This is a genomic window from Oscillospiraceae bacterium CM (genome assembly GCA_022870705.1).
Lineage (GTDB): Bacteria > Bacillota > Clostridia > Oscillospirales > Oscillospiraceae > Sporobacter.
This window is the reverse complement of record CP072107.1, coordinates 1,958,253-1,983,098: the sequence shown is the minus strand read 5'-3', so window position 1 is coordinate 1,983,098 and position 24,846 is coordinate 1,958,253. Positions and strand designations below refer to the sequence as shown.

Below are 24,846 nucleotides of genomic sequence, written 5' to 3'. Positions count from 1 at the left end.
ATTTATTATAATGAATCGTGGCGGCGCGGCAGCCGCGGGCGAAAGGGTTATTTTGCCCGCTGTAACATAACTGTAATATAAATATTTCCTTTTTTGAATTGACATGATTCGGTCTTTTCTCTATAATCATCCTTGGAATAAAACGTACAGTATACCCATTTTCTGAATGGATTATGTACGGCAAGCAGGGCTGAAGGTATGTGGTGTGCCGCGTCAGACTTGTCTTGGAGGTCTTTATGTATGATGGGGGGCGGCCTTACCGCCGCACCCCTGCCTCCTTCGGCAAAGCTGCTTTCACCCGGCGAAGCTCCAAAAACGGTACAAACATCCGTCTCCGGTACTAGCCGAACCGGCGCGGATGCCGTACATAAACAAGCCGACCCCGCAAACCCCGCTCATTTAATAAGACCCGGGGCGTCACATTCACCACGCCGGTAGAACGGCTTGGGCGCTTTTGCGGCTTATCAAAAAGGCGGCCCGTTTAGGGCAAGGCAGAAAAAGCGTGTAATCACGCAAAAAAATAATAGGAGGAAAATACATGAAGAATCTCAGAAAAGTTCTCGCAGTGGTTCTCGTCGTTTGCATGGTGTTCAGCCTTGCAACGATCGCTTCTGCTCTGACGTTCACTGACGACTCCAGCATTCAGTACAAAGAAGCTGTTGGCGTCATGACCGGCATCGGCGCGATCAACGGGTACCCGGACGGCAGCTTCGGCCCGACGAACAACGTCACCCGCGCTGAGGCCGCCAAGATGATCGTTTACGCGATCCTCGGCCCCACAGTCGCCGCATCACTCTCAACATCGACATCATCCTTCTCGGATGTTGCCGCTTCCCACTGGGCTTCCCCGTACATTGAGTACTGCGTTGACAACGGCATTATTAACGGCCGCGGCGACGGTACTTTTGATCCCACCGGCAACGTCACAGGCTTTGAGCTTGCCAAAATGATGCTCTGTGCTGACGGCTACGGCAAGGACAACGAGTATGTTGGCTCCAATTGGGCGCTCAACGTTGCTATCGATGCTTTCGATAACGACATCTTCAATGGCAATGACGACGGCAATTTCTCCGTTGCCGCCACGCGTGAAGAGGCTGCCCTGTACATCTACAACGGCCTGATGGTCGAAAGAGTCACCTACAGTAAGGTCACCGGCGAATATACCGGCACAGGCTCCGACATGCTCGAATCGAAGTATGACATGGAACCCGATACCGGTATGGTCATGGCAAACCAGGCAACCGGCGACGATTTTACTGTTGTCGATATCGCAGGTGTTGAAAAGGACTGCGACGTCACGACCGGTCTTAGCCTGATCGGCCACGATGTTACAGTGTTCTATGCAGATGCAAACGAAGACGGCAACATCGACGATGATGAAACAATCTACTACGTCCTTGACAACTCCACGACGTGGGCTGCCGAGGAAGATGATGACCTTCCGGATGATGTCACCTATGACGCTGTTGTCCCGATGTTCGAGGACTATACGAACACAGGAGACACCCCTGACACGACGATTGATGAAGGTACATACATCATTACCGATGATGCAGTCACCGCTTACCTCGCTCCCTCCACGTTTGCTGTTGACCTCGTTGTCGACATCGACGATACCGAAGATGCAGAGACGATCGAGCTTGACGGCGCTGGCGTGCTGGAGAACAACGACACGCTTGACGAAGTCATCGAGTATGCCGGCATCGCTGTTGACGATATTGTCATCGTCACCTACACCGGTACCCTCTTCACGCTGACCAAGGCCACGACGGTTGAAGGCACGATCTCCAAGGTCACAGCCGACGACACGATCACCCTCGGCGGCGTCGCCTACGCGGAGACCGACGCAGTGACCAACGACAGCGGTATCGTTGACGACGCGATCAACTTTGACGACACCTTTACGCTCTACCTTGATGGTTTCGGCGGATACTTCGGTGTCGAGGCGGTTGATGCCGCTTCGGATGCTGGCCTCCTTTATGTAACGCTGGCATATACTGTTGAGACCACCGACGCTTACGGCAACCCGACCACCTCTTACTATGTGCAGGGTGTTACCACGACTGGCACAGAAGCCAACTATCAGGTCACAGTTGCGACGTATACCGAGATTAACAACGGCGACGGCGATAACGACGAACTGATGCTCTTCTCCGTCGAGACAGCTGTTGCTGAGGACGCGGGCAATGGCGGCCTTGAAGCAAACTATGCAACGCTGACTGCAGAAGGCACTGTGATACCGTGGACTGATGATAACGCAAACACAACTTGGGACAGTGGCGAAACAGATACTGTTGCTGCTGATGCAGTCAAGATTGAAGATGACAACTATTATGCCAGCGATGTTGCATTCATCTACGTCGACGGCTCCGGCGCTACTCTTGACGTCACAGTTCTGAACGAGGTTCAGGCTATCGAGAATACTAACACAGGTTACTATTATGCTGAGCAGATCGGCGACACGACCAACAACTCCGTTATGTACGTCTTCATTGACGGTGAAGCTCCGGCGGCAGAATCCGACGGTTTGGGCCTCATCTTTGTCAATGATTTGGTAAAAGATGCCGATACCGCTGACGGCGATGTCTTCGAGGTTTACCTCGACGGCGTTGAGACAGAGATTACGCTTGCTAACGGCACAACCCCGGCAGCTGTTGGCTTCTACACCTACACTGAGACAGATGGCGTGACAACGCTGACTGCGTACACCGGCGATGACGTTGTCGGCGAAACGCTCGACAACCTCGTCGGCGACCTTATCACGACGGCTTCGGCAGATGATGTCGACGCTACGGGCGCAACAGTTGTTGATCTGACGGATGACGATGTTGATCTTGCGGACATCGAAGACGATGCCGATTACATGGTCTCCTTCGCGATCGACGACGATGGCGTGACTGCTGTCATCTATATCGAGCTGGCTCCGTAACTTACCCTAACCCTCTAACGCTTAACCGCGTTTAGAAAAAGAGAACCCCCGCCGAAAGGCGGGGGTTTTCTTTTTGCGTTGCTGCTCGTGGCGTAAATTGAAACATTCCTGTTGTTGACAGGCAAAGGAAAAAGCCGGTATACTGAACATATCCAAAATCAGTAAAGAAGATGATTGAATGAAAGCTATGAAAAAGATGCTGGCTGGCTTTTTTGCTGCCGTCCTTCTCGTGGGGGCCGCGTCAATAACGTGTTTAGCCTCGGGCACTCTAGCGACGATATCGTCGTCAAGCGTCAAAATATCCGATAAAACAATGGCGTTTGAAGCGTATACCATCGGCGGCAATAATTACTTCAAGCTGCGGGATATCGCCATGGCGCTCAGCTATACATCGGCGCGCTTTTCCGTCGATTACGACGCGGGGACGAATTCGATTTATCTTTTCACGAATAAATACTATGTCCCGGTCGGCGGGGAGCTGACATCGTCCGGCGGCGCGGCAACCGTTACGGCCTACCCGACGACGTCTAACGTCTATCTCAACGGGCAAAAAATCAGCCTCACGGCGTACACCATCGGCGGATATAATTATTTTAAGCTCCGCGATATCGGCATGACGCTTAATTTCGGCGTTACCTACGACGCTAAGTACAATATCATTAACGTTGACCCGAACAGCTCCTATTATCTGGCGGCCTTTTTTGAAGTTCTGCCGAACGCGGGGTATGACGCGGTAACCGGCGTTATTAATGCGCATGATACGGATACCGGGACGATTACAATCAACATCATGAAAGAGACGTACTATAAAATCACCGCCGAGCAGCTCACAACAACGCACGATCTGACTGTTCTGAAAAACGTTCTCGGTGTTCTTGTGGCATCGCCTGATACCATCATGACGGCCTTAAAAGACAATAAAGACGCGGGGACAAAAACGATGACGCTGGGTGACCGCCAAATTACGTATTACTACACGTCCAACACGCGTTACATCGAAATCAGCTGGTAAATCAGATACACCTCTGTTAAGCGCATGCCTTGACACCCAAGCGCAAGGCGTGCTAAACTATACCTAATATATCCGCGAAGAACGGAAAGAGTAGGGCACGCGCGCCGCAAGGCGTTTTGCCGCCAGAGAAGGGCCGCCGCTGGCTGAAAGCGGCCTTCGGTAAAGGTTGCCCAAAGTGCATCCGGGAGCGGGGGGCTGTAACGGCCCCCGTCAGGCCGCGTTAAGGCCAAAAAGGCGCTGTTGAGAAGCGCGAATGAGAGTGGAACCGCGGGTCACGCCGCCTCTTGTACAGATCAAGAGGCGGCGTTTTTGTCTATGTTGGAGCGGATTCCATATACGCCCGTGTGGGAAAACGCCGGGCGAATAATATTCGCCCCTACAGAGACCAAGGCAAGACATTGCGTGTATATCGTCGGGGCGATTATCAATCGCCCGGGTGTCTGACGTAGGAGACATTGCCATGGAACTACAAAAACGAAAGAAGCTACGCCTGCCTGAACATGATTACGCACAAAACGGCATGTATTTTATCACAATGTGCACGAAAGACAGGCAAAATTTGTTCTGGGATGTAGGGGCGATTATCAATCGCCCGCAGGATATACCGACATTATCAGATTACGGCATCATAGCGGAAAAGACTTTATTTGAAATACCAAAGCGGTATCCTCACGTGCGTGTCGATAAATATGTGATCATGCCCAATCACATTCATCTGATCTTACATCTGGATAATACTGATTTGGACGGCGGGCGAATAATATTCGCCCCTACGACAGTATCAAAAATTATTCAGCAATATAAAAGCACTGTGACAAAAGAAATTGGGATGCCATTGTGGCAAAAATCATATTATGAACACATTATCAGAAATGAAAAAGATTATAATGATATCTGGCAGTATATTCATACAAATCCTGAAAAATGGCATGAAGATAAATACAATAAGTTCATCATGGTATAGTGGGCAATTCCCCGAAAAGATGGAGATGAATCACATGTTTAAAAACCTGCGTGAAACGATCAAAGCTTATCAAAAGCGCGACCCGGCGGCGCGGAGCGCGCTGGAGGTATTCCTGCTGTATACCGGTCTGCACGCCGTGATGTATCACCGCTTGGCGCATTGGCTTTTCCGGCACAAGCTTCTCTTTCTGGCGCGCGTTGTGTCTCAGTGGTCACGCTTTTGGACAGGGGTAGAAATTCACCCCGGGGCAAAAATCGGCCGCCGCTTCGTCATAGACCACGGCATGGGCATCGTCATCGGCGAGACGACGGAGATCGGTGACGACGTACTTCTCTATCAGGGCGTCACGCTCGGCGGTACCGGCAAGGACAAGGGCAAGCGCCACCCGACGCTGGGCAGCAACGTGATGGTCGGCGCGGGGGCAAAGGTGCTCGGCCCGTTCAAGGTCGGCGATAACGCGCGTATTGCGGCCAACGCCGTCGTCCTCAAAGAGGTGCCGCCGGACGCTACAGCTGTCGGCGTCCCGGCGCGGATTGTGAACGTTGCGGGCGTGAAGGTCAATTACGCCGAGATTGTCGACCAAATCAGCGTGACGGACCCCGTCGCCATCGAGCTGGCAACGCTTTGCGCACAGGTGCAGCTTTTGGAAAAGAAGATGGCCGAGCAGCAGGCCACGGCTTACAGGCACGGCACATAAGACGGGCAAATCGGGCTATCGGCATGTCGAAAATACTGCGCGGCGACACAAAAAGCCGCTGAAACGGAGCGTTTGGATTGAAGCTGTTTAACACGATGACCATGAAAAAAGAAGAATTTGTACCGCTGGTGCCCGGCGCTGTCAAGATGTACGCCTGCGGGCCGACGGTGTATAATTATATCCACGTCGGCAACGCGCGGCCGCTCATTGTCTTTGACGTTTTGCGCCGCTATCTCGAGTATCGCGGGTATGATGTCACATTCGTCCAGAACTTCACGGATGTCGACGATAAGATTATCGGTCGCGCCAGAGAAGAGGGGACGACGCCGGAGGCTGTTGCCGAGAAATACATTGCCGAATATTTTAAAGACGCTGAGGGCCTCGGTGTTCGCGCGGCGACCATCCACCCGCGAGCGACGGAGAATATCGGCGAGATCGTCGCCCTGATTGAAACGCTTGTCGACAAGGGCAGCGCCTACGTCTCAAACGGGGATGTCTACTTTAAAACATCATCGTTTCCGCAGTACGGCAAGCTCTCGCACCAGCCGCTTGACGAGCTTCTCGCCGGGGCGCGCATCGATGTGAGCGACGTTAAGGAAAGCCCGATGGACTTTGCGCTGTGGAAGGCGGCAAAGCCGGGCGAGCCGTCTTGGCCATCCCCGTGGGGGGAAGGGCGGCCGGGCTGGCACATTGAGTGCTCGGCCATGTCCAGCCGCTATCTGGGGAAGACGATTGACCTCCACTGCGGCGGGCAGGACCTCACCTTTCCGCACCACGAAAATGAAATTGCCCAGTCGGAGGCGGCCAATGGCACAGAATTCGTCCGATACTGGCTGCATAACGGCTTTATCAGCATCGACAACAAAAAAATGTCCAAGTCACTCGGTAATTTTTTCACCGTCCGGGAGGCGGCCGAGGCGTATGGGTACGATACGATCCGAATGTTCATGCTGATGAGCCACTACAGAAGCCCCCTCAACTATTCCGGGGACATTCTTATACAAGCCAAAAACGCGCTGGACCGGCTGAAAACGTTTCGGAAGAACCTCCAGTTCGTTCAGGAAAACGGCGCTGACGGCGGCCTTTCCGGAAACGAGAAGACGGCCACAGCGGCGCTGCCGGGCTACCGCGAGCGGTTTATCGAAGCCATGGACGATGACTTTAATACGGCCGACGCCATCGCCGTTCTTTTCGAGCTTGTTCGAGAGGGCAACAGCATGACGGCAGCGGATAAAAACCCTTCCAAAGAGCTGGCGGCGGCGATACTGGCATTGTTTGACGAGCTGGACGGCGTCCTCGGCCTCCTCTACGCAGAAACGGGCGCGGAGAACCTCGCGGATACGGTGGAGGCGCTGATCGCCGCACGGCAGGCAGCCCGGCAAGCAAAGAATTGGGCCGAGGCCGACCGCATCCGCGACGAGATCAAAGCGATGGGTATCGTTTTAGAGGACACCCCGCAGGGCGTCAAATGGCACAAGGCTTAACGGTATAACGCACCGTAATGTAGGGGCGGATTCCATATCCGCCCGTATAAGAACGAATTCGTCAGAGACGAAATTTTGGGCGGATATGGAATCCGCCCCTACAGAAATCGAATGACAGGGGTGGATGATCCTTGAAGCTCATGGTGATAGACGGTAACAGCATCGTCAACAGAGCGTTTTACGCCATACGGCTTTTAACGACGAAGGACGGCACACCGACGAACGCCGTCTACGGCTTTCTGACGATTCTTCAAAAGCTCCTCAACGAGGAAGCGCCCGACGCCGTCTGCGTCTGTTTCGACCTGCCCGCGCCGACGTTCCGCCACGAACAGTTCGAGGCCTACAAGGCGCAGCGGAAGGGCATGCCGGATGAGCTGGCCGTGCAGATGCCGATTCTCAAGGCAGTGCTCGATGCCATGAACATCCCGCGCTATGAGCTCTCCGGCTGGGAAGCCGACGACCTCATCGGGACGATTGCCCGCCGGTGCGAAGAAGCGGGCTGGGACGCTGTCATCGTCACGGGGGATAAGGATGCCTTTCAGCTCGTCACCGAAAAAACGCACGTGCGCCATGTGAAGACGCGCATGGGGCAGCCGGAGTCGACAGATTATACACCGGCTGTTTTCTTTGAGACGTACGGCTTTGAGCCGCTGAAAATGGTCGACCTCAAGGCGCTGATGGGCGATGCATCCGACAATATTCCCGGCGTCAAGGGCGTCGGCGAGAAAACGGCGCTTGACTTGGTGCGGCGCTTCGGCAGCCTTGAGGCGCTGTATACATTACTTCCGACGCTGGACCTCACGGACAGCCTGAAAAAGAAGCTTGCTGACGGGAAAGAGGCGGCCGAGCTGTCGTACCAGCTCGCGACAATTTGCCGCGACGCGCCGATAGACTTCCACCCCGAGGACAACAAACGCCGCCCGGCCAATAACGACGCCTTATACGCGCTGTTTCAGACGCTGGAATTTCAAAAGCTGACGGAAAAGTTCGGGCTGACGAAGCCGAAAGAAGAACAAGACGTTGCGCCGGAAAACGATATGTCTTTCCGCCGCGTCGATATTGTCACGGCAGCGGACGGTGCCGGTCTGATCACGATGCTTGAAAGCGCCCAGTTCGTCGCGGTGCGCTGCCACCTTGCGGCGGGGCTCCTCGCTGTTTGCGATGCCGGTGAAAAAACGGTTTATCTCTTGAGCCGGGATACAACAGACGGCTTTGACAGCGGCCTGCGCGCTGTTTTCAGCGAAAACGTCAAAAAAGCCGGGCACGACATTAAGGACACACAGCGGGCCCTTTTAGGACTTGGTATTGACGCGGGCGGTTGGATTTTTGACACGGCGCTTGGCGCCTATCTCCTCTCGCCGACGGACAGCACTTATCAGCTTGCCCGGCTGGCGGAAACTTACGGCGGCTTTGCCTTAAAAACATCGGAAGACGAAAACGAGCAGCTGACGCTGTATGGCGGGGCCGAGGCGGAGCGGTTCGCAGCAGAAGCGGCCGCCATTGCGCGGCTTTATCCGATCTTAGCGCAAAAGCTGGCTGAAAACGGGATGGACAGGCTTTTTTATGACATTGAGCTGCCGCTTTGCCATGTACTGGCCGAGATGGAGCAGACGGGCTTTCTCATCGACAAGAGCGCCCTGCGCGACTTTGGCCAGACGCTATCCGTCAAAATCCAGGCGCTTGAAAAAGAGATTTTTGATCTCGCCGGGGAGCCGTTTAATATCAATTCACCGAAGCAGCTGGGAACCGTTCTTTTCGACAGGCTGATGCTGCCCACCCCGAAAAAGACGAAGACGGGGTATTCCACAAATATTGAGGTCCTCGAGTATCTTGCCGATAAGCATCCCATCATCGGGCACTTGATGGCGTACAGGGAGCTGACAAAGCTCAAATCCACATATGCCGACGGGCTTTTAAAGGTGATCTCCGACGACGGACGGATCCACACGAATTTTCAAATGACGGTGACGGCGACGGGCCGCCTGTCGTCAACCGAGCCGAATCTGCAGAACATCCCCGTACGCAAGGAATCGGGCGGTGCGCTGCGAAAAATGTTTGTCGCGGGGCCTGGTAATGTTCTCGTCGACGCCGACTATTCGCAGATCGAGCTGCGCATTCTCGCGCACCTGTCGGGCGATACGGTTATGCAGGCGGCGTTTCAAAACGGTGAGGATATCCACGCCGTGACGGCTTCACAGGTCTTCATGACGATGCCGGAGGATGTGACGCCCCTCATGCGCAGCCGGGCCAAGGCCGTTAACTTCGGCATTGTATACGGCATTTCGGCTTTCTCGCTGGCACAGGATATCGGCGTCACCGTGCCGGAAGCGCGTCTTTATATCGACAACTACTTTGCCAAATACAGCGGCGTGCGCGCCTACATGCACGACATCGTCGAGCAGGCCAAGCGTGACGGGTTCGTCACAACGCTCTTCGGCCGCCGCCGGTATCTGCCGGAGCTGCGGTCAGGTAACTTTAACACGCGCGCTTTCGGCGAGCGCGTGGCGCGTAATACGCCCATGCAGGGGACGGCTGCCGACATCATCAAGCGCGCCATGGTGACGACTGCCGCCCGCCTGAAGGCCGAGGGCCTGACCGCTAAACTCATTTTGCAGATTCACGATGAGCTGATCGCCGAATGCCCCGAGCGCGAGGAGGAGGCCGTTAAAAGAATTCTGACGGCAGAAATGGAAAATGCCGCGGCCCTCGCCGTCCCGCTGACGGCTGAGGCACACGCGGGCAAAAGCTGGTATGCGGCCAAATGATGACGATTGTGGAGGCGCAGGAGCGTGATATCCCAGCCGTTATGGAAATTGAGCGCGCGTCCATCACGCCGCCTTGGTCGGAGGGGACGCTGCTTGGTGAAGTAGGGCGCATGGATACGGTTTTTAAGCTGGCGGTGGAGGGCGGGCAGGTCTCTGGTTTTTTCATCGTCCGCTTTGCCGCCGACGAGGCGGAGCTTTATCAGATTGCCGTCCGGGAATCCCGGCGGAAAAAGGGGATTGGAGATGCCCTCATGACAGCCGCTCTGGCGGCTTGCCGCGCGCGCGCTGCCGCCGCCTTATACTTAGAGGTGCGAAAATCGAATGCCCCCGCGCTCATGCTTTATAAAAAGCACGGTTTTGTCCACGCGGGGCGGCGTAAAAATTATTACAGTAATCCCGTGGAGGATGCCATCGTCCTGTCGTATCATTTTGATGGCGACAAAGAAAGCGTGTGAAGAAATGATTATTTTATCAGTTGAAACGTCCTGCGACGAGACGGCCGTCGCCATTACGAAGGACGGGCGCTCGGTGCTGTCCGACGAGATTTTCTCACAGGCGGACATGCATGCGCTCTATGGCGGCGTCGTCCCGGAGATCGCCTCGCGCAACCACGTCGCCGTTATCGGCCGCCTCGCCGAGCAGGCGCTGAAAAAGGCTGGAATCACGAAAAAGGAAATTGACGCCGTCGCTGTCACATACGCGCCGGGTCTCGTTGGCGCCTTGCTCGTCGGTGTCAATTTTGCCAAAGGGCTGGCGCTGGCGCTCAACGTCCCGCTCATTCCTGTCCATCACATCAAGGGCCACATTGCCGCCAATTATATTGCTTTTCCAGAGCTTGAGCCGCCGTTTCTCGCCCTCATTGTCTCCGGCGGGAACAGCCTTATTGCCGACGTACGCGACTATACAGATATCGGCCTTGTCGGTGCCTCACGGGACGACGCGGCGGGCGAATGCTTTGATAAGGCAGCGCGTGTGCTCGGCCTGCCGTACCCCGGCGGCCGCCCAATGGACCTGCTGGCGCAGACGGGAGACGACACGGCCTTCACGCTCCCGCGCGCCAAAATTGAGGGCGCGCCGTATGATATGTCTTTTTCCGGACTCAAAACAGCCGTCGTCAATATCGTCCACAACGCCGAGCAAAAAAACGAGACACTTGACAAAGCGTCTCTCGCGGCGTCGTTTGCCCGCGCTGTCAGCGAGACGCTCGTGCCACGGACGATGGCGGCAGCCCGGGCGCTTGGGCATAAAAAAATCGCCGTCGCGGGCGGCGTTGCTGCCAATTCCCGCATTCGGGCTGATTTTATCTCTGCGGCAGCCGAAGCGGGGATTTCGCTTTTTATCCCGCCGCTGTCCTTGTGCGGTGACAACGGCGCGATGATCGGTGCGCAGGCGTATTATGAATTTTTGAGCGGGCGGCGCGCTGGGATGGATCTCAACGCTTGCGCGACGATGGATATTGACGCGGAAGTGCTATAAATCACACTAAACTATCTTTATCGGGAGATTTATCAAAAAGTTTAGGGAATATTTTTGTAAAATATTTTTGTGGCAACCGTCTCAAACCGGTTATTATGTAAATAGAAATGAAAAGGCGGCAAACGATGCGCAATGCGCGAAAATCGATTGTTAATTATTAGTAAAAAAGCGTTTGAACGCTATGATACAAAGGAAATGTAGCGGTGGATAAACCGGTGGACAGTGTGAATAACTCTCTGTAGAAAGCTGTAACGAATGAATTTACGTAAACTCTATCGGCGTTGTATTTGTCAGTAGACATTTAAGAAAACCGTCGATTTTACAAAAAGTTAACAAGCCGAACTAGTCGAAGTCATGAAATAAAATTTCACCAAGCAGAAAAATTCTCATATCCTGTCGGTCTGTAATTTTTGTCGAATCGCGTTTATACAAAACGTAATATCAACCGGACAGAAACGTTAAAACAGCGTCATTAAATGCGGCGCTATTTTCTTGGGCAATAAAATGAGAGCCGTCGACAATGGTGAGAACGCCACGCGGCAAATGTCGGCACATTGTCGCGGTGTGTCGCTGGCGGATCATGTCGCGGCTTCCGACGATGACGAGGACCGGCATCTGAAGCTTTTGAAGCGCTGTGGGGCAAATATTTGGCTCAAACAACATCAGTGCCATGAAGTCGCGCTTAATGACGGATTTCTTGCTGACGGGCGATAAAAGCGACGCCAGGCACCAAGACAGGGCGATGGGGAGCAAAACAAAGGGCTTGAGACCGAACGGTGACAGATTTGCCCCGTTTAAAACAAGGCGCGCAACGAAGGCGGGGTAACGAAGCGCGAATAACAGAGCGATGTTGCCACCGTCGCTAAAGCCGAGCAGATGTGTTTGCTGGATACCCAGCCCATCAAGAAAGAGCTTTAAATCCTCGGCAAACCGTGAAAGTTTGAAGTGCCCCGCACCGCGTGGCGACTGACCGTGGCCGCGCGAGTCAACGGCAATGACGCGATAGTGGCGGGCGAAGGCATCGATTTGCCGGTCGAAATACTGTGCGCTCTCTCCGTTGCCGTGTAGCAGGACAAGGGGAAAGCCAGTGCCTTTTTCAATGTAGTGCAGGTTAATATCCACGGCAGCGCCCTCCCAGTTAGCATGTCTTTTATTATAACATTAAGTCTTTACAGTATAAATAAATTCTGCTATAATAAACACCGCTCTGAAAAAAACATGTGGGGGCGTAGCTCAGCTGGGAGAGCGTACGGTTCGCATCCGTAAGGTCGAGAGTTCGATCCTCTTCGTCTCCACTGAATAGCACAAGGCAGTCAGAATAATAGACTGCCTTGTGCTTTTTCTCATTCGGCAAAGCCGAAAATTATTGCGTAAATCTAGATTATGAAAAAGGGATATATGGCTGCCGTTTGCCGGCAAAGCCGCCACCGATAACGACAACCTTCATTATTTCCTCCTTATACCAAGTGTATCCGGTCGTACCCTTGAAGTTCTGAGGGAAGTCTGTGTGTGATTAACAAGACGCCCTTTGTTTTTGAGAGTGATAAAATGCAGTCGATCATGCGTTTTTCATTGAGCTGATCAAGGCTGCTTGTCGGTTCGTCGAATATATAAAAGGGCGCTTTTTTTAAAAGGGCACGGGCGATGGATAGCCGCTGAAGCTCGCCGCCGGAGAGATTCTCGCCGCTTTCAAAAATCATCGTGTCAAGACCGTCCGGAAGAGCTTTGAGAAAGGGTGTAAGGCCGACTGCATCCAAAACATTATGCAGTGCTTCGTCCGACTCGGATGCGTCGGCGAGAAGATTAGCCCGAAGGGTGTCATTGAAAAAATGGGGCGATTGCTCCGCCACGGAGAAAAGGCGGAGGCGCGCGTGCTCCGGTAAGGAGAAAATCGAGACGCCGTCAACCATTATCTCGCCCGCTTCCGGGGTTAGAAAGCCGCAGAGCAGATCGGCAATCGTTGATTTCCCGCGGCCGCTTTTCCCCGTTAGCACCGTCAGCTTTCCCGGTTCAAGTGAAAAGCTGATATCTTTAAAAAGCGCGCGGCCAGGGTAAGAAAAGGTGAGATGATCGACAGACAGTTTTTTGCAGGCAGCCGGGTCAAAGCCATCAGGTGATGATTGAGCGAACTGATGGGGTGGTTTTCCGGTAAAAATGCGGTTGGCAGCAGTTTTTACGCGCTCGAACCGCGCCCCCACAGCAGCAAGAGCCGAAACGGGCTCCGTTAAATAGCTCAGACCGACAACGGCGGCAGCCAGCAACGTCCCGTCCAGGCGCTGCGCTGCGCAAAGCGCAGCGGAGACGGCCAGCAAGATAACGAAAGACAAGCCGGAAAAGAAACTGGCAGCAGCGTCACTTAAAGCGGACACGCGGCTGACGGCGCTTTGCGCGGCGGCGCTGTCGGACAAACGGCGGGATAAATGTTCTTGACGGGCGCCTTCACAGGAATTTGTCTTAATATCAGTCAAACCGGCCGAGAGGTCCATCAGGTCGCCGTAAAGGCAGCTTCGGAGTTCATCATAGCGCTTTTGACGCTTTTGCGATAAAAGTGCCGTCAAGCCGAACACGACAAACGACAGTGGCAGTGTCAAAAAGAAAAAGACAACGGCAAGAAGCGGCGAGAGGAAATAAGCCCCCATCGTCCCCATAAGAGCGGCAAAGACCGCGACGGCAATCGGATAGACAATGCGCAGCAGCCCGTCCTGCAGCATCTCGACGTCGGACACAGCGACCGAGAGATTATAACCGCGATCCCGGCTTGCCTTGCTGTACGGGACAAGCGGCGCCAAGCTGTCATAAACAAGCACTCTGATGTCAGAGAGAATTCTAAATGTTTCATTATGCGATACATAGCGCTCAAGATAAGAGAGGACGGCGCGGCCGAGACCGAAAAAACGGACAAGGACAGCCGGTACCAGTATCACATCATATAGCGGATGCAGGGCTGATAAGGATATAAGAAAGCAAGCAACACCGTAAAGACCCGCGGCAAAAAGGCTCGCGGCAACGCCGAGTAAGCAAGAAAATAAGACGGACAAAGGCCTTGCTTTGAAAATGACAATCAGATAATTTTTGAAACCGGTCATCTGCTCACCCCCACGAACGCACAAGCGCGCTGTAGCGGCCGCCGAGTGCCAGCAAATCGTTGTGGCAGCCTTCCTCCGCGACACTGCCGTCGTTCAACACGTAAATTTTATCGGCGCTTTGGACTGTTTCAAGGCGGTGGGCAATAATCAGAACAGTTTTATTCACAGACAGGCGCTCAAACGATTTAGTCAGTAACCGTTCATTTTCGCGATCCTGCGCGGAGACGGCCTCGTCGATCACGACAATGGGCGCATCCTTCAAAAGCGCTCTGGCGATGGCGATACGCTGGCGCTCTCCGGCGCTGAAATTGATCGCCATGTCGGCAACAGGCGTATCGAGCCCGCCGGGCAGGGCGGCGACAAGATCTCCTAAAAGCGCGTCTCGAACGGCTGCCTCGACGGTGTTGTCCGTAGCTTTTGGGGTTGAAAGGGTGATGTTTTCCCGCAGGGTGCCCTTAAAGATATAAGGCCGCTGCGGGATATAGGAAACCGAGCGGCGCAGGGAATCAGTGTCAATCTCGGCGAGATTGACACCGCCAACGAAGACGGCGCCGTCCTCGGGAGTAATCAGTTTGAGAAGTGACTTGGCAATCGATGATTTGCCGGAGCCGCTGGGCCCGACAAGAGCGGTTATTTCACCGCACCGGAAATCTAGATTGACACACGCAAGCGCGGCCTCTCCCCGGTTGTAAGAGCACGTAACACCCCGAAATGAAACGTCGCAGTCGGCTGGAAAGGGAAGACCCGGTTTTCGACCAACTGACGACGGGGGCTTGGGCTCAAGGAGAAGCTCCGCCGCTGTTTTCGCGTTTTGCGCGACATGAAATTTAGCGCCGAAACGGCGGATTGCCATAAAATAGTCCGGCGTCATCAGGAGAATAAAAAAGCAGGGAAAGAAATCAATGCGGCCGTCAATCAAACGAGCGCCCAGCGTGACGGCGATGATCGCCGTGCTGATCGTGGCGGCAAGCTCCAAAACAAAGGCGGAAAGAAAGGAAATACGAAGCACCTGCATCGTCAGGCGACGGAAGTCTTCACTGATTGAGGCGACTTTTGCCCGGGCGCTATCGATCCGGCCAAAGAGCTTTAAGGTTTTCAGACCAGACAGCAGATCATTGAGGCCGCCGCCCAAGCGGGTAAGGCTTTTGAGCCGGGCACGCGAAGCCTTCTCGGATTCCGTTCCAATCAGATAGAGAAAAAACGGCAAAACGGGCCCCGTTACGAGCATGATCAGAAATGACACAAAGTCAACGGATAAAACAGCCACCAGAATTAGCGGCAAAGTGACGGCGAGCGAAGAGAGCGCCGGAAGATACTCGTAATAGTATGGTTCCAGCAGCTCGGCGGCCTCCCCGGATATGGCGGAGACGCCGCCGGAGTCTTTGCTCTTTGTCAATATAGGGCCTGTTTCCAGTAGGGCTTCAGCATTGCGCGCAAGCACCTGGCGCTTGATGCCGGCCGCAGCGTTTCTGAAATAGAGCGAAAAATAGTAGGTCAGCCCCGCGCGGGCAAGAACCCCCACAAGCAGGGCGAAAAGCATGGGAACCATGCTTTTCAGCCCGAGCCCGCGCAGGAAAACGGCGCTGATGATGTAAGAGGCCAGCAGGGCAACGGTCAGTGACAGTAAAAACGACGTCAGACCGTTTAAAACGAGATGCACCTGATAGCTTCTATTGCCTTTGATCTCAGTAAACAGCCTCTTCTCTTTCACCGTTGTCACCCTGGTTTTCTGAAGATTTATCGTCACGCAGTTTTCTGAAAGACCAATGTGACCAGATCGTGTATAGAAGCACAATCGGCAGGACTGAGATCGTGACGGTCAGCATGATTGTAAGGGTATACGGCGTTGAGGCTGTGTTGTAAATTGTGAGGCTGTTGGCAGGGTCTGTACTGGAGATCATCACGTTCGGGAATAGACCGCCGAAAACGGTGCCGATGCCGCAGGCGATGACAAGCGCGTTCAAAATCATGGACAGCCTTGTCGGTTTTTTGATTGTGACAAGATAGGAGACAATGAGGAGAACAATACCGGCAACAGCCGCAACCGCTGCGACGGGTTTTGTGAAAACGTCTGTCTGGAGCAGCGCGAAGACGGCGGCGGCAGCGGCCAGAACGATAGCGGCAAGACCGGTTGCTTTGATGACGGGCATCGTCCCGGTGATGTCGCCTTTAGCTTTCAGGTCCGTGAAAACGGCCCCGTGATAAAGGAAAAACGCGACAGAGCCGAGGGCGGCGGCAAGCGTGAAGGGGGTGAAAAGCGTGAAAAGTGTGCCAGTGTAGTTCTGTGAGGCATCAATCGGGATGCCCTGAACGATGTTGGCAAGAGCGCACGCCAGAAGTAGCGGCGGCAGCAGACTGCCAACGGTAATGCAGACGGACGCCAGCTTTTTACCAGCTGCCGTTGCTGCCTTCCCCCAGTACTCCACGCCGATACCGCGGGCAATAAGACCGAGCAGGAGGAGGAAGAGCGCCGGATAGAAGCCGCTGAACATTGAGGCATACCAGCCGGGGAAGGCAGCAAACGTGGCGCCGCCGGCCGTTAAAAGCCAAACCTCGCTCGCACCCCAGGTCGGCCCGATGGCACGCAGCATGAGGGCTTTGTCTTTATCTTTTTTGCCGAGGACAGGAAAAAGCATACCGACGCCGAGGTCCATACCGTCGAGAAAGAAGTAACCGCAGTATAAAACGGCAATCAGTAAAAACCACAGAATATTCAAATTCATTTCCGCGCCTCCTCCTTGATTTCTTCTTTGGCAATTCGCTTGATTAAAACAACATCGGCAACGGCGGCGATTACAAAGATGAGGACAAAGCCGACGCTGGAGAAGATGACCCATCCCGGCGCAACCGTTGTGGAAACGGCGTTGTCGAGCGTCAGCAATTTGTAGACGATAAAGGGCTGCCGACCGAGTTCTGCCATCATCCAGCCGCTTGTGTTGGCGATATATGGGAAGCTGATTGCCGCAAGAGATGCGCCGAGAAGGAATTTCGAGTCGGTAAATCTGTTATTCTTCCATTTGGCGAGAGCAAGAATGCACAGAACGAGCATCAGCCCGGCGAAGCCGATCATCAGCCTGAAGCTCCAGAATGTGGCGGCGACCGGCGGGATGTAGTTGCCGTCACCAAGCTCGGCACTCATTTCATTTTGCAAGTCTTTGATGCCCTTGACCTCGCCGGTGAAATTGTTGTAACTCAAAAAGCTCAGCAGATTTGGTATAGCGATTTCAAAGGTGTTCTTTTGATTGGCTTCATCGATCCCCGCGATGACGGCAAACGGCGCTGGCTGTGCCGTATCCCAAAGGGCTTCAGCGGCGGCTATTTTCATCGGCTGTTCTTTCACAAGGAACTTGCCCTGTAAATCACCGGTGAAGGCGGAGGCAATGACAAAGATGAGACCGACAATGACGGAGAATTTAAACGATTTTGCAAATATGTCGGCATTTTTTTTGCGCAGCAGGCGATAGGCCGAGATACCCATAACAAAGAATGCGGCCGTTAAAAGCGCTGTGACGACCACATGCGCAAACTGTAAAAGCGCGTGCTGATTGAAGATAACAGCGGCAAAATCCGTCATTTCGGCACGGCCGCCGTTTAGGGAATAGCCTGTCGGGTGCTGCATAAAGGAGTTTGCCACGAGAATCCAATATGCCGATAAGGTGCTGCCGAGTGCCACAAGCCAGATGCTGAGGTTATGGACCTTCGGTGACAGCTTGTTTCTTCCGAGAAGCCAAACGCCAATAAACGTCGATTCCAGGAAGAATGCCGCTAAGGCCTCAATCGCCAGCGGCGCGCCGAAAATATCGCCGACGAAGCGAGAATATCCGGCCCAGTTCATGCCGAATTGGAACTCTTGAATGATGCCCGTCACGACGCCGACGGCAAAATTAACGATAAACAGCTTGCCAAAGAAAATTGAGAGCTTTGTGTACGCTTCATCCTTTTTAACGTAGCCGACCGTTTGAAATATCGCGACAATAATGGATAAGCCGATGGTAATGGGTACGAAAAAGTAATGGAAAACCGTTGTCAGAAGAAATTGAATTCGGGAGAGTACGATAACATCCATATGCTTGACAGTAACCTGTCGTCCCACCTTCCAGTTTTAAAATGTGTGATGCCGAAGTTAGAAAAATCGGATCAGCTCTGAAAAACGTTTGTTTTTATCAGCACAGTTGATTTTTTCCAGCAATTCCTCCGTTTCCTTTATGTATTGTGCAAGTGCCGCCTCGAAATTAAAATCAGCACTGACGTGTGCGTCTTGATCTTTCAGGTCATCCTTCAGCTGATACAAGACGCCGATTCGGCTACCGATTTCTTCCCAGTATTCAACAAAGAAGCTGCCTGTGATGATTGCGGCACCTTTACAAGCGAGCGCCGTCAGGCCGCCTGTTTTTGCTTTGACGATGTCGAGATAAACGTTTTTCGGCATCTGCCTGTTTTGGTATGAGGCCTGCTGCAGTTCCCCGGTGCACATGCGAAAGGCCGTCTTGATAATAGCGCCGGTGATGGCATCGTCCAAATGGGTATTTGATAACTCCAAAGCCTTGATATAAAAACAATTACCTGCCAGGAGCGCCGCGTTTGGACCGTATTGCTTATAAAGGCTTGGCCTGCCCCGCCGGAGTTCTTCGCGGTCGAGCAAATCGTCGTGAATGAGGCTGGCGTTATGGATGAGCTCGACGGCGGCAGCAAATGTTACGAGCTTTTGGTTTGTTTCATTGGTTATCTCGACGTCAGTGGCTAAGGACGTCAAATATACGAGAAGCGGGCGGAGCATATGCCCGGCCGATGACAGCGGATACGAGAGTAGGCCGTTGATATCGTCATTTCCCGTCGCACTGGAAATTAACTGAACCTTGTCGGTAACATCCTTCAGAAATATGTACGCGCTGTTGAGCAATTCTTTAAAATCTGTTTGCATGCTCTCCCACCAATCGATTATAAGAATTAGAATCATTATTATATTTATCGCCATAATACCATTTTCTATGGAAATGGGCAACGCCTTTTTAAATTATTTTTAAAATGGACAAAAAGGATAGACAATTTATTTATTTTTGACGAATTAAACCGATATATAGTACTAAAGACAAAGGAGGTTTTTATGCAAAGCAGTTTATTAAGCTGGATGCGCGCCATCCGCCCGCCAACACTGACGGCGTCTGTCATACCGGTTGTCCTGGGCAGTGTTCTTGCCGCAAAAGTGTACCCGCTCCACGTCATCGGATTTTTATTGGCCGTCATTGCCATGACTTTTTTTCAAATTGCGTCGAACCTTATCAATGACGTCGACGATTTTAACAGACATGTTGACACGCAGGAATCTCTCGGCTCAAGCCGTGTTATTGTTGAAGAGCTGCTAACACAAAAACAAGTGCGCACGGCATCCCACATTTTTTTCTTGCTGGCTGTTGGAATCGGCATCTATTTAAGTATCGTTGGCGGCGTTGTCATTTTGATCATCGGCCTTTTCGGCGCGGCCGGTGCGTACGCTTATACGGGCAAGCCGTTTCGGCTTAAATACAGAGGATATGGCATCCCGCTCGTCTTCATTATGTTCGGCCCGCTGCCGGTGGTGGGCGCGTATTACTTATCTGCCGGGAGCTTCAGCTGGCTGCCGCCTATCCAATCCGTGCCCGTCGGATTGCTCACGACGGCGATTTTGCATGCCAATGACCTGCGTGATATTGAGCATGACCGGAAAGCCGGGATTAAATCACTGGCCATGGCCATAGGCGCGCAAAAAGCCCGCCTGTTTTACAAGGGGCTTATTCTGGGGGCATATGCCGCCGTAATCGTAGATGTTCTGACAGGTGTTTTGTCCGCCTGGGGGCTATTGGTGATCTTATCGGTGCCGCTTGCATTGATGCTGATGAAAAGTGCTGAAACAACCGAAAACCTCCGGACGCTTGACCATAAAACGGCCGCGCTGCAGCTGACGTTCGGCCTGCTGCTGCTGATTGCGGTGCTCTTTTAGCGGCAGATGAAAAAGAAAGCGGTGATTTTGCCGGTGGCCGGTATTGTATCGGCCTTCATCCTCTGGTACGTTATTTTTGTTGTCAGCCCGATGAATTTTTGGCTGTCAATGTGCCTTGGCGTTCTGCTTTTGGCTGGGTATGCCGTCATGATTGAGCGGGATGAATTCCGGCACGACACGTTTCGGGTTCATCATATTGCGCTCGGCCTCCTATCGGCTGCACTATTGTATGGATGCTTCTATGTCGGGAATATTCTGGCCGGTCTTTTTATACCGGCCAAAGACACGCAGATCATGAGCGTTTACGCCAACCGCACAAGCCTGCATCCAGTGGTGATCGGCGCGGCGCTGCTCGTTATCATCGGGCCGGGAGAAGAGCTCTTTTGGCGCGGGTTTATCCAAAAAAGTTTGAAGCGCTTCGGCGTGCTTTCCATTGTTCTTCAGGCGCTTATCTATGCGCTGGTACATGCCGTTACGTTTAATTTCATGCTCATCATGGCGGCGCTCGTTTGCGGCCTGTTCTGGGGGGCGCTTTATTACTGGAAGAAAAGCATTTATCCCGTCATTATTTCACATGCCGTCTGGGACGTCACGGTTTTCCTTCTCCTGCCGTTTCATCGATAACAGCACGGTATTCAAAAAGCGCGCCCCAGGCATGCAAAAAAGCAGCGATAAAAAACCATGCGTATCGGCCTGTCACAACTCAGGACGGTACGCATGGTTTTTGCGGGAGATAACAGCGATAATAAGCCATACAGATCATCTGTACTATACTCTAAAAATCTTGTATTTGCAAGCTCCCTGGGGGGATAAAAAGAATCGAGGATTTGTTTTTCTGCTACCGGAATTTAAGCAGCAGGCGCAAAGCGGCTTTTAACCAGAACGGTTCCATCCGTTTTGTCACGGCGGCTAGGCGGTCTCTGATCTGAATATGCTGCGGGCAGTGCTCTTCGCATTTACCGCATTTGATGCAGTTGGCGGGCGAGCGGTTATTGTCCGGATTCGTCATGCCGGTGCTGAGGACATACTGCTGCACGCCCGAAACATAACCAACCGTATGGGACAAATTATAGGCAGAAAAGCAAGCCGGGATGTTGATGTTTTGCGGGCAGGGCATGCAGTAATTGCAGCCTGTGCAGGGAATTTTATAGGAGGCTCGGAAAGCGTCCGTCACCGCCTCAATGGTTTTCTCTTCACGCGCAGAAAGTGTGCCGGGCAAGGCTTGTTCGGCAAGAGCGATGTTTTCGGTGAGTTGTGCGTCCTCATTCATACCGGACAGGACAACGGTGACCTCGCGCTGATGCCAAAGCCATCGGAGCGCCCACCCCGCTGGCGACAGAGCGGGGTTAGCTGTTTTGAACAGGTCGAAGGCTTTGCGCGGCAGACCTGTTGCGAGCTTGCCGCCCAGAAGCGGCTCCATGACGATGACAGGTAGGCCTTTGGCCGTGGCTTTTTTCAGCCCGGCCGTCCCCGCCTGGTAATGCGTATTGACGTAATTGTATTGAATCTGGCAGAAATCCCAGTCATACGCGGCCAGAAGGGCGTCAAACGCTTCAGACGTCCCATGGAAGGAGAAGCCGATTTGGCGGATGGCACCGCTTGCTTTTTTCTCTATAATCCAGCTTTCGATGCCCAGCGCGCACAGGCGCTGCCACTCTTCAAGGTTTGATATGTTGTGAATGAGATAGTAATCAATATAATCGGTTTGAAGGCGGTCAAGCTGCGTTTGAAAAAAAACATCAAAATCCGCATCGCTGCGGCATCGGCTGTGCGGCAGCTTTGTCGCTATATAAATCTTTTCTCTTAAATTGTTTTTGGCGACAATGCGCCCAAGAGCCTCTTCGCTGCCGCCGTAGAGATACGCCGTATCAAAGTAATTGACGCCGTTCTCAAAGGCTTTGAGGACAAGCTTTTCTGATTTATCCAAGTCAATCTGCGTCAGATTTCTTGGAAAACGCATACAGCCAAAGCCGAGAGCCGATAACTTGTTGCCCGATTTCATGTCAAGACGGTATTGCATGACAATTCTCCTTTGATAAACCTGTCAGAGGTTTGTATCCTTGTCATCATCATACCACGTTTCGGGTGGCGTTTATAGTGATTGCTGTTTTATCTCTTATCGCGTTTCAATAAAGGTTGTATAACCGTCGGCCACAACGGTATAGCCTAGCTGCTCTCCCGCGGCTGAAAACACATCGAACTGCCCGTCCGGCCGCCGGACGGCCGTCACGCGCTCAAGCGTTACGCCGTCGTCATAATACAGGGCATCGAACGTGTCAAGCCTCTTTGTATCGCCGTCCCAAGGGGCTGCCATCGGGTTTTCCGGCAGCGGCTCCAGGTCCGGGATATAGTAGCCTGATATGCTCTCTAAAGCGCCGTGCAGTGCCCAGCCGCTCTCGGTGACGCCATGGATGTGCTCATGATAAAAATAATTCTGATCGTTCAGATAAGAAGCGTTTAAGTTGATAATGCCAACACGCAGGTCTTTTTTCATCAGCTTGTCTGCCCGAAGCGCCGCCGACAGGCGGCTTGTAAACGCCGTATCCTGCAGCGTCGTCTGCCGGTAATCGTGCAGCTCACTGACGGATGCCACGCAGCAGGCAAAAACAAAAAGTGCAGCCAACGTGGCGGCAATTAAGCGGCGATTGCCGAGTCTGCCGACGAGGCACAGAAATTGCGTATCCGCAAAAAGGGCGACACCGCAAAAGGACGTGACCGTCCCGCGCAAGGAAAACCAGCCGTCCGCTAGAACGAAGAAAATCGTTACAGGTGCAACGGCTAAAATAAGCCCCGCCAGAAGCGCGAGTTTTGGCCGACTTGTCCGATTATCAGAGAATTTGACGGTGAAAAAAACGACGGCGACTAGGAGGACTAGCCCCAGCGCGTACCAGCCGTTAAAATCGGAAAGCATGAGGGTGACCCCGCGCGCAAACCCTTTAAACAAGGTATAAAAGCCCCCACCCAGAAAAGCGCTTTTCATCTGCCGGAGGACGCCGGGAAAAACTGTTGTCCAATAGCTGGTGTCACGCATGACGGCCAGTGTTCCGCGGCCGGAGAACACACTGTTGTGTGAAAAGAACTGCTCAAAAAGAAAGGCCAGACCGGCATTGACGAGTGATAAAAGCCCGAACAGCGCGCGCAGCCTATGCTTTTTGAGATGAATCCCAGAAAAGAGGAGAATGGCCGTAACGGAAAAGATCAGAACCTGCTCGTAAAAGCCGCAGGCGAGCAACTGGCAGAAGAAAAAGAGGATGAGTAATCGAATTCTGCCGCTATCGCACCACCGGTCAAAAGCATCCAGCGCAGCCGCGGCAAAAAATAAGCCCACGACGATCCGCGTGGCGGCCGACATCCAGTAGGTACCCTCAAAACCGAGCGGAAGTAGCGTGTAAACAAAAAGAAAAATTGGTGATGTACCGAAATGACGCGAAAAAACATGTCTAAAAAGACAGGCAGAGGCGGCAAAGAGCGCCGATATGACGGCAACGCCGAAAATCATGACGGGGAAGAGATGTGACCAGACAAAAAGGTCCGCCATCCAGGCAAGCGGCCTGTTGCCCAAAAGCCCAAGGGATGTTAAAAGAGCCCAGATACTCTGTGTGCCGGCTGTCAGATTATGATACTGTATGTAATCGTCCAACTGATAGAAATACGAAAAGCCATAATAACAGTAACGAATAAAAATCAGAGCAAAGACAAGCGGGAAAAACAATCTTTCTAGGTTGTTTTTAATTTTAGCAATAACTGCGCTGTGTTTTTTCATAAAATACTTGTCTGAGAAGACTTTTTCCTCCTTCGGCAAGATATCTGAAATATTCCAGAAATGGGCTATACGCCCTATAGTACCTCGGATGGCTTTTTCTGTCAATCAAAATAACTGGTGCGGCAGTAAAAAAGCCGCATCCTTTCGGATGCGGCAAATGGCCTATGCGTTTTTTAAAATGACGTCCACAATTTCTTCCCACGGCAGGAGCTTGCCCTTGCCGGTATCGCCGCAGGCCAGGCGGCCCTTAGCGGTGTCCAGAACCTCAAAACCGAAGCTTTGGAGCCTTTTGATGTTGTCCTGAACGATCGGATTTTCCCACATGGCCGTATTCATAGCGGGGGCGATGACCCGGCGGCAGGTGGCAGCCAACAGCGTCGTCGTCAGCATATCGTCGGCAATGCCGGCGGCTATTTTCCCGATGATGTTCGCCGTTGCCGGGACGACGGCAAAAATATCAGCCCTTTTTGCCAGCGAAATATGGTGAACGTCCCAACTGTCAGGCATCTCGAAAAGATCCGTGATGACCTTGTTTTGCGACAGCGTCTGAAAGGTAAGAGGTGTTACAAATTTCTGCGCGTTTTCTGTCATGATGACGTCGACGCGGTGCCCCCTTTTTACAAGCGCTGAGACGATTTCCGCCGCCTTGTAACAGGCGATACCGCCGGTGACGCCAATGATAATCGATTTCAT

19 protein-coding genes and 1 tRNA gene are annotated in these 24,846 nt (G+C 52.9%); 11 read left to right on the top strand and 9 right to left on the bottom strand.

Features of this window, described 5'->3' with window-relative positions; all coding sequences use genetic code 11:
- The first annotated feature begins 538 nt into the window (after nt 1-538).
- From IZU99_09785 to tsaD, 8 genes are all read left to right on the top strand, one after another.
- A complete protein-coding gene (locus tag IZU99_09785) occupies nt 539-2,929 on the top strand; it encodes an S-layer homology domain-containing protein (GenBank protein ID UOO37523.1) in 2,391 nt (796 codons plus the stop codon).
- Nucleotides 2,930-3,107: 178 nt separating this feature from the next.
- Nucleotides 3,108-3,941, top strand: coding sequence for a hypothetical protein (locus IZU99_09780; GenBank protein UOO37522.1), 834 nt, complete (start codon nt 3,108-3,110; stop codon nt 3,939-3,941).
- A gap of 460 nt (nt 3,942-4,401) precedes the next feature.
- Nucleotides 4,402-4,905 carry a transposase gene (locus tag IZU99_09775; GenBank protein UOO37521.1) on the top strand — a complete coding sequence of 168 codons (504 nt, stop codon included), beginning with the start codon at nt 4,402-4,404 and terminating at the stop codon, nt 4,903-4,905.
- 34 nt (nt 4,906-4,939) lie between these two features.
- The gene (gene cysE / locus IZU99_09770) at nt 4,940-5,602 is read left to right on the top strand and encodes a serine O-acetyltransferase (GenBank protein ID UOO37520.1); all 663 of its coding nucleotides are present in this window, start codon (nt 4,940-4,942) and stop codon (nt 5,600-5,602) included.
- Nucleotides 5,603-5,679: 77 nt separating this feature from the next.
- Complete coding sequence (locus IZU99_09765; protein UOO37519.1) at nt 5,680-7,086, top strand: cysteine--tRNA ligase; 1,407 nt, start codon at nt 5,680-5,682, stop codon at nt 7,084-7,086.
- Nucleotides 7,087-7,217: 131 nt separating this feature from the next.
- Nucleotides 7,218-9,851 (top strand): DNA polymerase I, encoded by a 2,634-nt coding sequence (gene polA / locus IZU99_09760; protein ID UOO37518.1) that lies wholly within the window; start codon nt 7,218-7,220, stop codon nt 9,849-9,851.
- Complete coding sequence (rimI, locus tag IZU99_09755) at nt 9,848-10,306, top strand: ribosomal protein S18-alanine N-acetyltransferase (protein UOO37517.1); 459 nt, start codon at nt 9,848-9,850, stop codon at nt 10,304-10,306. The genes polA and rimI overlap by 4 nt, the downstream gene beginning before the upstream one ends.
- Before the next feature lie 4 nt (nt 10,307-10,310).
- On the top strand, nt 10,311-11,327 hold the full coding sequence (gene tsaD / locus IZU99_09750) for a tRNA (adenosine(37)-N6)-threonylcarbamoyltransferase complex transferase subunit TsaD (GenBank protein UOO37516.1): 1,017 nt from the start codon (nt 10,311-10,313) through the stop codon (nt 11,325-11,327).
- A gap of 441 nt (nt 11,328-11,768) precedes the next feature.
- Here the strand turns inward: tsaD and IZU99_09745 are convergent, their stop codons facing one another.
- On the bottom strand, nt 11,769-12,449 hold the full coding sequence (locus IZU99_09745) for an alpha/beta hydrolase (GenBank protein ID UOO37515.1): 681 nt from the start codon (nt 12,447-12,449) through the stop codon (nt 11,769-11,771).
- Between the two features lie 100 nt (nt 12,450-12,549).
- Here IZU99_09745 and IZU99_09740 point away from each other — a divergent pair.
- A tRNA-Ala gene (locus tag IZU99_09740) sits at nt 12,550-12,622 on the top strand.
- Between the two features lie 162 nt (nt 12,623-12,784).
- Here IZU99_09740 and cydC read toward each other — a convergent pair.
- Genes cydC through IZU99_09715 form a run of 5 tightly spaced genes read right to left on the bottom strand, consistent with a single transcriptional unit; the run spans nt 12,785 to nt 19,334 of the window.
- Entirely contained in the window at nt 12,785-14,413 is a 1,629-nt protein-coding gene (gene cydC / locus IZU99_09735; GenBank protein ID UOO37514.1) for a thiol reductant ABC exporter subunit CydC, read from the bottom strand.
- Nucleotides 14,414-14,417: 4 nt separating this feature from the next.
- Nucleotides 14,418-16,124 carry a thiol reductant ABC exporter subunit CydD gene (gene cydD / locus IZU99_09730; protein UOO37513.1) on the bottom strand — a complete coding sequence of 569 codons (1,707 nt, stop codon included), beginning with the start codon at nt 16,122-16,124 and terminating at the stop codon, nt 14,418-14,420.
- A complete protein-coding gene (gene cydB, locus IZU99_09725; GenBank protein ID UOO37512.1) occupies nt 16,099-17,136 on the bottom strand; it encodes a cytochrome d ubiquinol oxidase subunit II in 1,038 nt (345 codons plus the stop codon). Before cydB ends, cydD begins: the two co-directional genes overlap by 26 nt.
- Nucleotides 17,133-18,479, bottom strand: coding sequence for a cytochrome ubiquinol oxidase subunit I (locus tag IZU99_09720; GenBank protein ID UOO37511.1), 1,347 nt, complete (start codon nt 18,477-18,479; stop codon nt 17,133-17,135). The genes cydB and IZU99_09720 overlap by 4 nt, the downstream gene beginning before the upstream one ends.
- Before the next feature lie 57 nt (nt 18,480-18,536).
- The gene (locus tag IZU99_09715; protein ID UOO37510.1) at nt 18,537-19,334 is read right to left on the bottom strand and encodes a polyprenyl synthetase family protein; all 798 of its coding nucleotides are present in this window, start codon (nt 19,332-19,334) and stop codon (nt 18,537-18,539) included.
- 183 nt (nt 19,335-19,517) lie between these two features.
- On the opposite strand from IZU99_09715, the gene menA reads away from it, so the two are divergent.
- Together menA and IZU99_09705 are read left to right on the top strand one after the other, a co-directional pair.
- Nucleotides 19,518-20,390: a 1,4-dihydroxy-2-naphthoate octaprenyltransferase gene (gene menA, locus IZU99_09710; GenBank protein ID UOO37509.1), complete on the top strand. Its 873-nt coding sequence runs from the start codon at nt 19,518-19,520 to the stop codon at nt 20,388-20,390.
- Between the two features lie 6 nt (nt 20,391-20,396).
- Nucleotides 20,397-21,014 (top strand): CPBP family intramembrane metalloprotease, encoded by a 618-nt coding sequence (locus tag IZU99_09705; GenBank protein UOO37508.1) that lies wholly within the window; start codon nt 20,397-20,399, stop codon nt 21,012-21,014.
- Between the two features lie 214 nt (nt 21,015-21,228).
- On the opposite strand, the gene IZU99_09700 is transcribed toward IZU99_09705, so the two are convergent.
- From IZU99_09700 to IZU99_09690, 3 genes are all read right to left on the bottom strand, one after another.
- Complete coding sequence (locus IZU99_09700) at nt 21,229-22,410, bottom strand: aldo/keto reductase (GenBank protein UOO37507.1); 1,182 nt, start codon at nt 22,408-22,410, stop codon at nt 21,229-21,231.
- A 96-nt stretch (nt 22,411-22,506) separates the two neighbouring features.
- Nucleotides 22,507-24,153, bottom strand: a complete 1,647-nt coding sequence (locus IZU99_09695) for a hypothetical protein (protein ID UOO37506.1) — start codon at nt 24,151-24,153, stop codon at nt 22,507-22,509.
- 162 nt (nt 24,154-24,315) lie between these two features.
- Nucleotides 24,316-24,846 (bottom strand): hypothetical protein, encoded by a 531-nt coding sequence (locus IZU99_09690; GenBank protein UOO37505.1) that lies wholly within the window; start codon nt 24,844-24,846, stop codon nt 24,316-24,318.

What these genes read in the sequence shown, in the direction of transcription:
- IZU99_09785 (UOO37523.1), top strand. Translation starts at nt 539, where the DNA reads ATGAAGAATCTCAGAAAAGTTCTCGCAGTGGTTCTCGTCGTTTGCATG.
- IZU99_09780 (UOO37522.1), top strand. Translation starts at nt 3,108, where the DNA reads ATGAAAGCTATGAAAAAGATGCTGGCTGGCTTTTTTGCTGCCGTCCTT.
- IZU99_09775 (UOO37521.1), top strand. Translation starts at nt 4,402, where the DNA reads ATGGAACTACAAAAACGAAAGAAGCTACGCCTGCCTGAACATGATTAC.
- cysE (UOO37520.1), top strand. Translation starts at nt 4,940, where the DNA reads ATGTTTAAAAACCTGCGTGAAACGATCAAAGCTTATCAAAAGCGCGAC.
- rimI (UOO37517.1), top strand. Translation starts at nt 9,848, where the DNA reads ATGATGACGATTGTGGAGGCGCAGGAGCGTGATATCCCAGCCGTTATG.
- tsaD (UOO37516.1), top strand. Translation starts at nt 10,311, where the DNA reads ATGATTATTTTATCAGTTGAAACGTCCTGCGACGAGACGGCCGTCGCC.
- cydC (UOO37514.1), bottom strand. Translation starts at nt 14,413, where the DNA reads ATGACCGGTTTCAAAAATTATCTGATTGTCATTTTCAAAGCAAGGCCT.
- cydB (UOO37512.1), bottom strand. Translation starts at nt 17,136, where the DNA reads ATGAATTTGAATATTCTGTGGTTTTTACTGATTGCCGTTTTATACTGC.
- IZU99_09720 (UOO37511.1), bottom strand. Translation starts at nt 18,479, where the DNA reads ATGGATGTTATCGTACTCTCCCGAATTCAATTTCTTCTGACAACGGTT.
- IZU99_09715 (UOO37510.1), bottom strand. Translation starts at nt 19,334, where the DNA reads ATGCAAACAGATTTTAAAGAATTGCTCAACAGCGCGTACATATTTCTG.
- menA (UOO37509.1), top strand. Translation starts at nt 19,518, where the DNA reads ATGCAAAGCAGTTTATTAAGCTGGATGCGCGCCATCCGCCCGCCAACA.
- IZU99_09705 (UOO37508.1), top strand. Translation starts at nt 20,397, where the DNA reads ATGAAAAAGAAAGCGGTGATTTTGCCGGTGGCCGGTATTGTATCGGCC.
- IZU99_09700 (UOO37507.1), bottom strand. Translation starts at nt 22,410, where the DNA reads ATGCAATACCGTCTTGACATGAAATCGGGCAACAAGTTATCGGCTCTC.
- IZU99_09695 (UOO37506.1), bottom strand. Translation starts at nt 24,153, where the DNA reads ATGAAAAAACACAGCGCAGTTATTGCTAAAATTAAAAACAACCTAGAA.
- IZU99_09690 (UOO37505.1), bottom strand. Translation starts at nt 24,846, where the DNA reads ATGAAATCGATTATCATTGGCGTCACCGGCGGTATCGCCTGTTACAAG.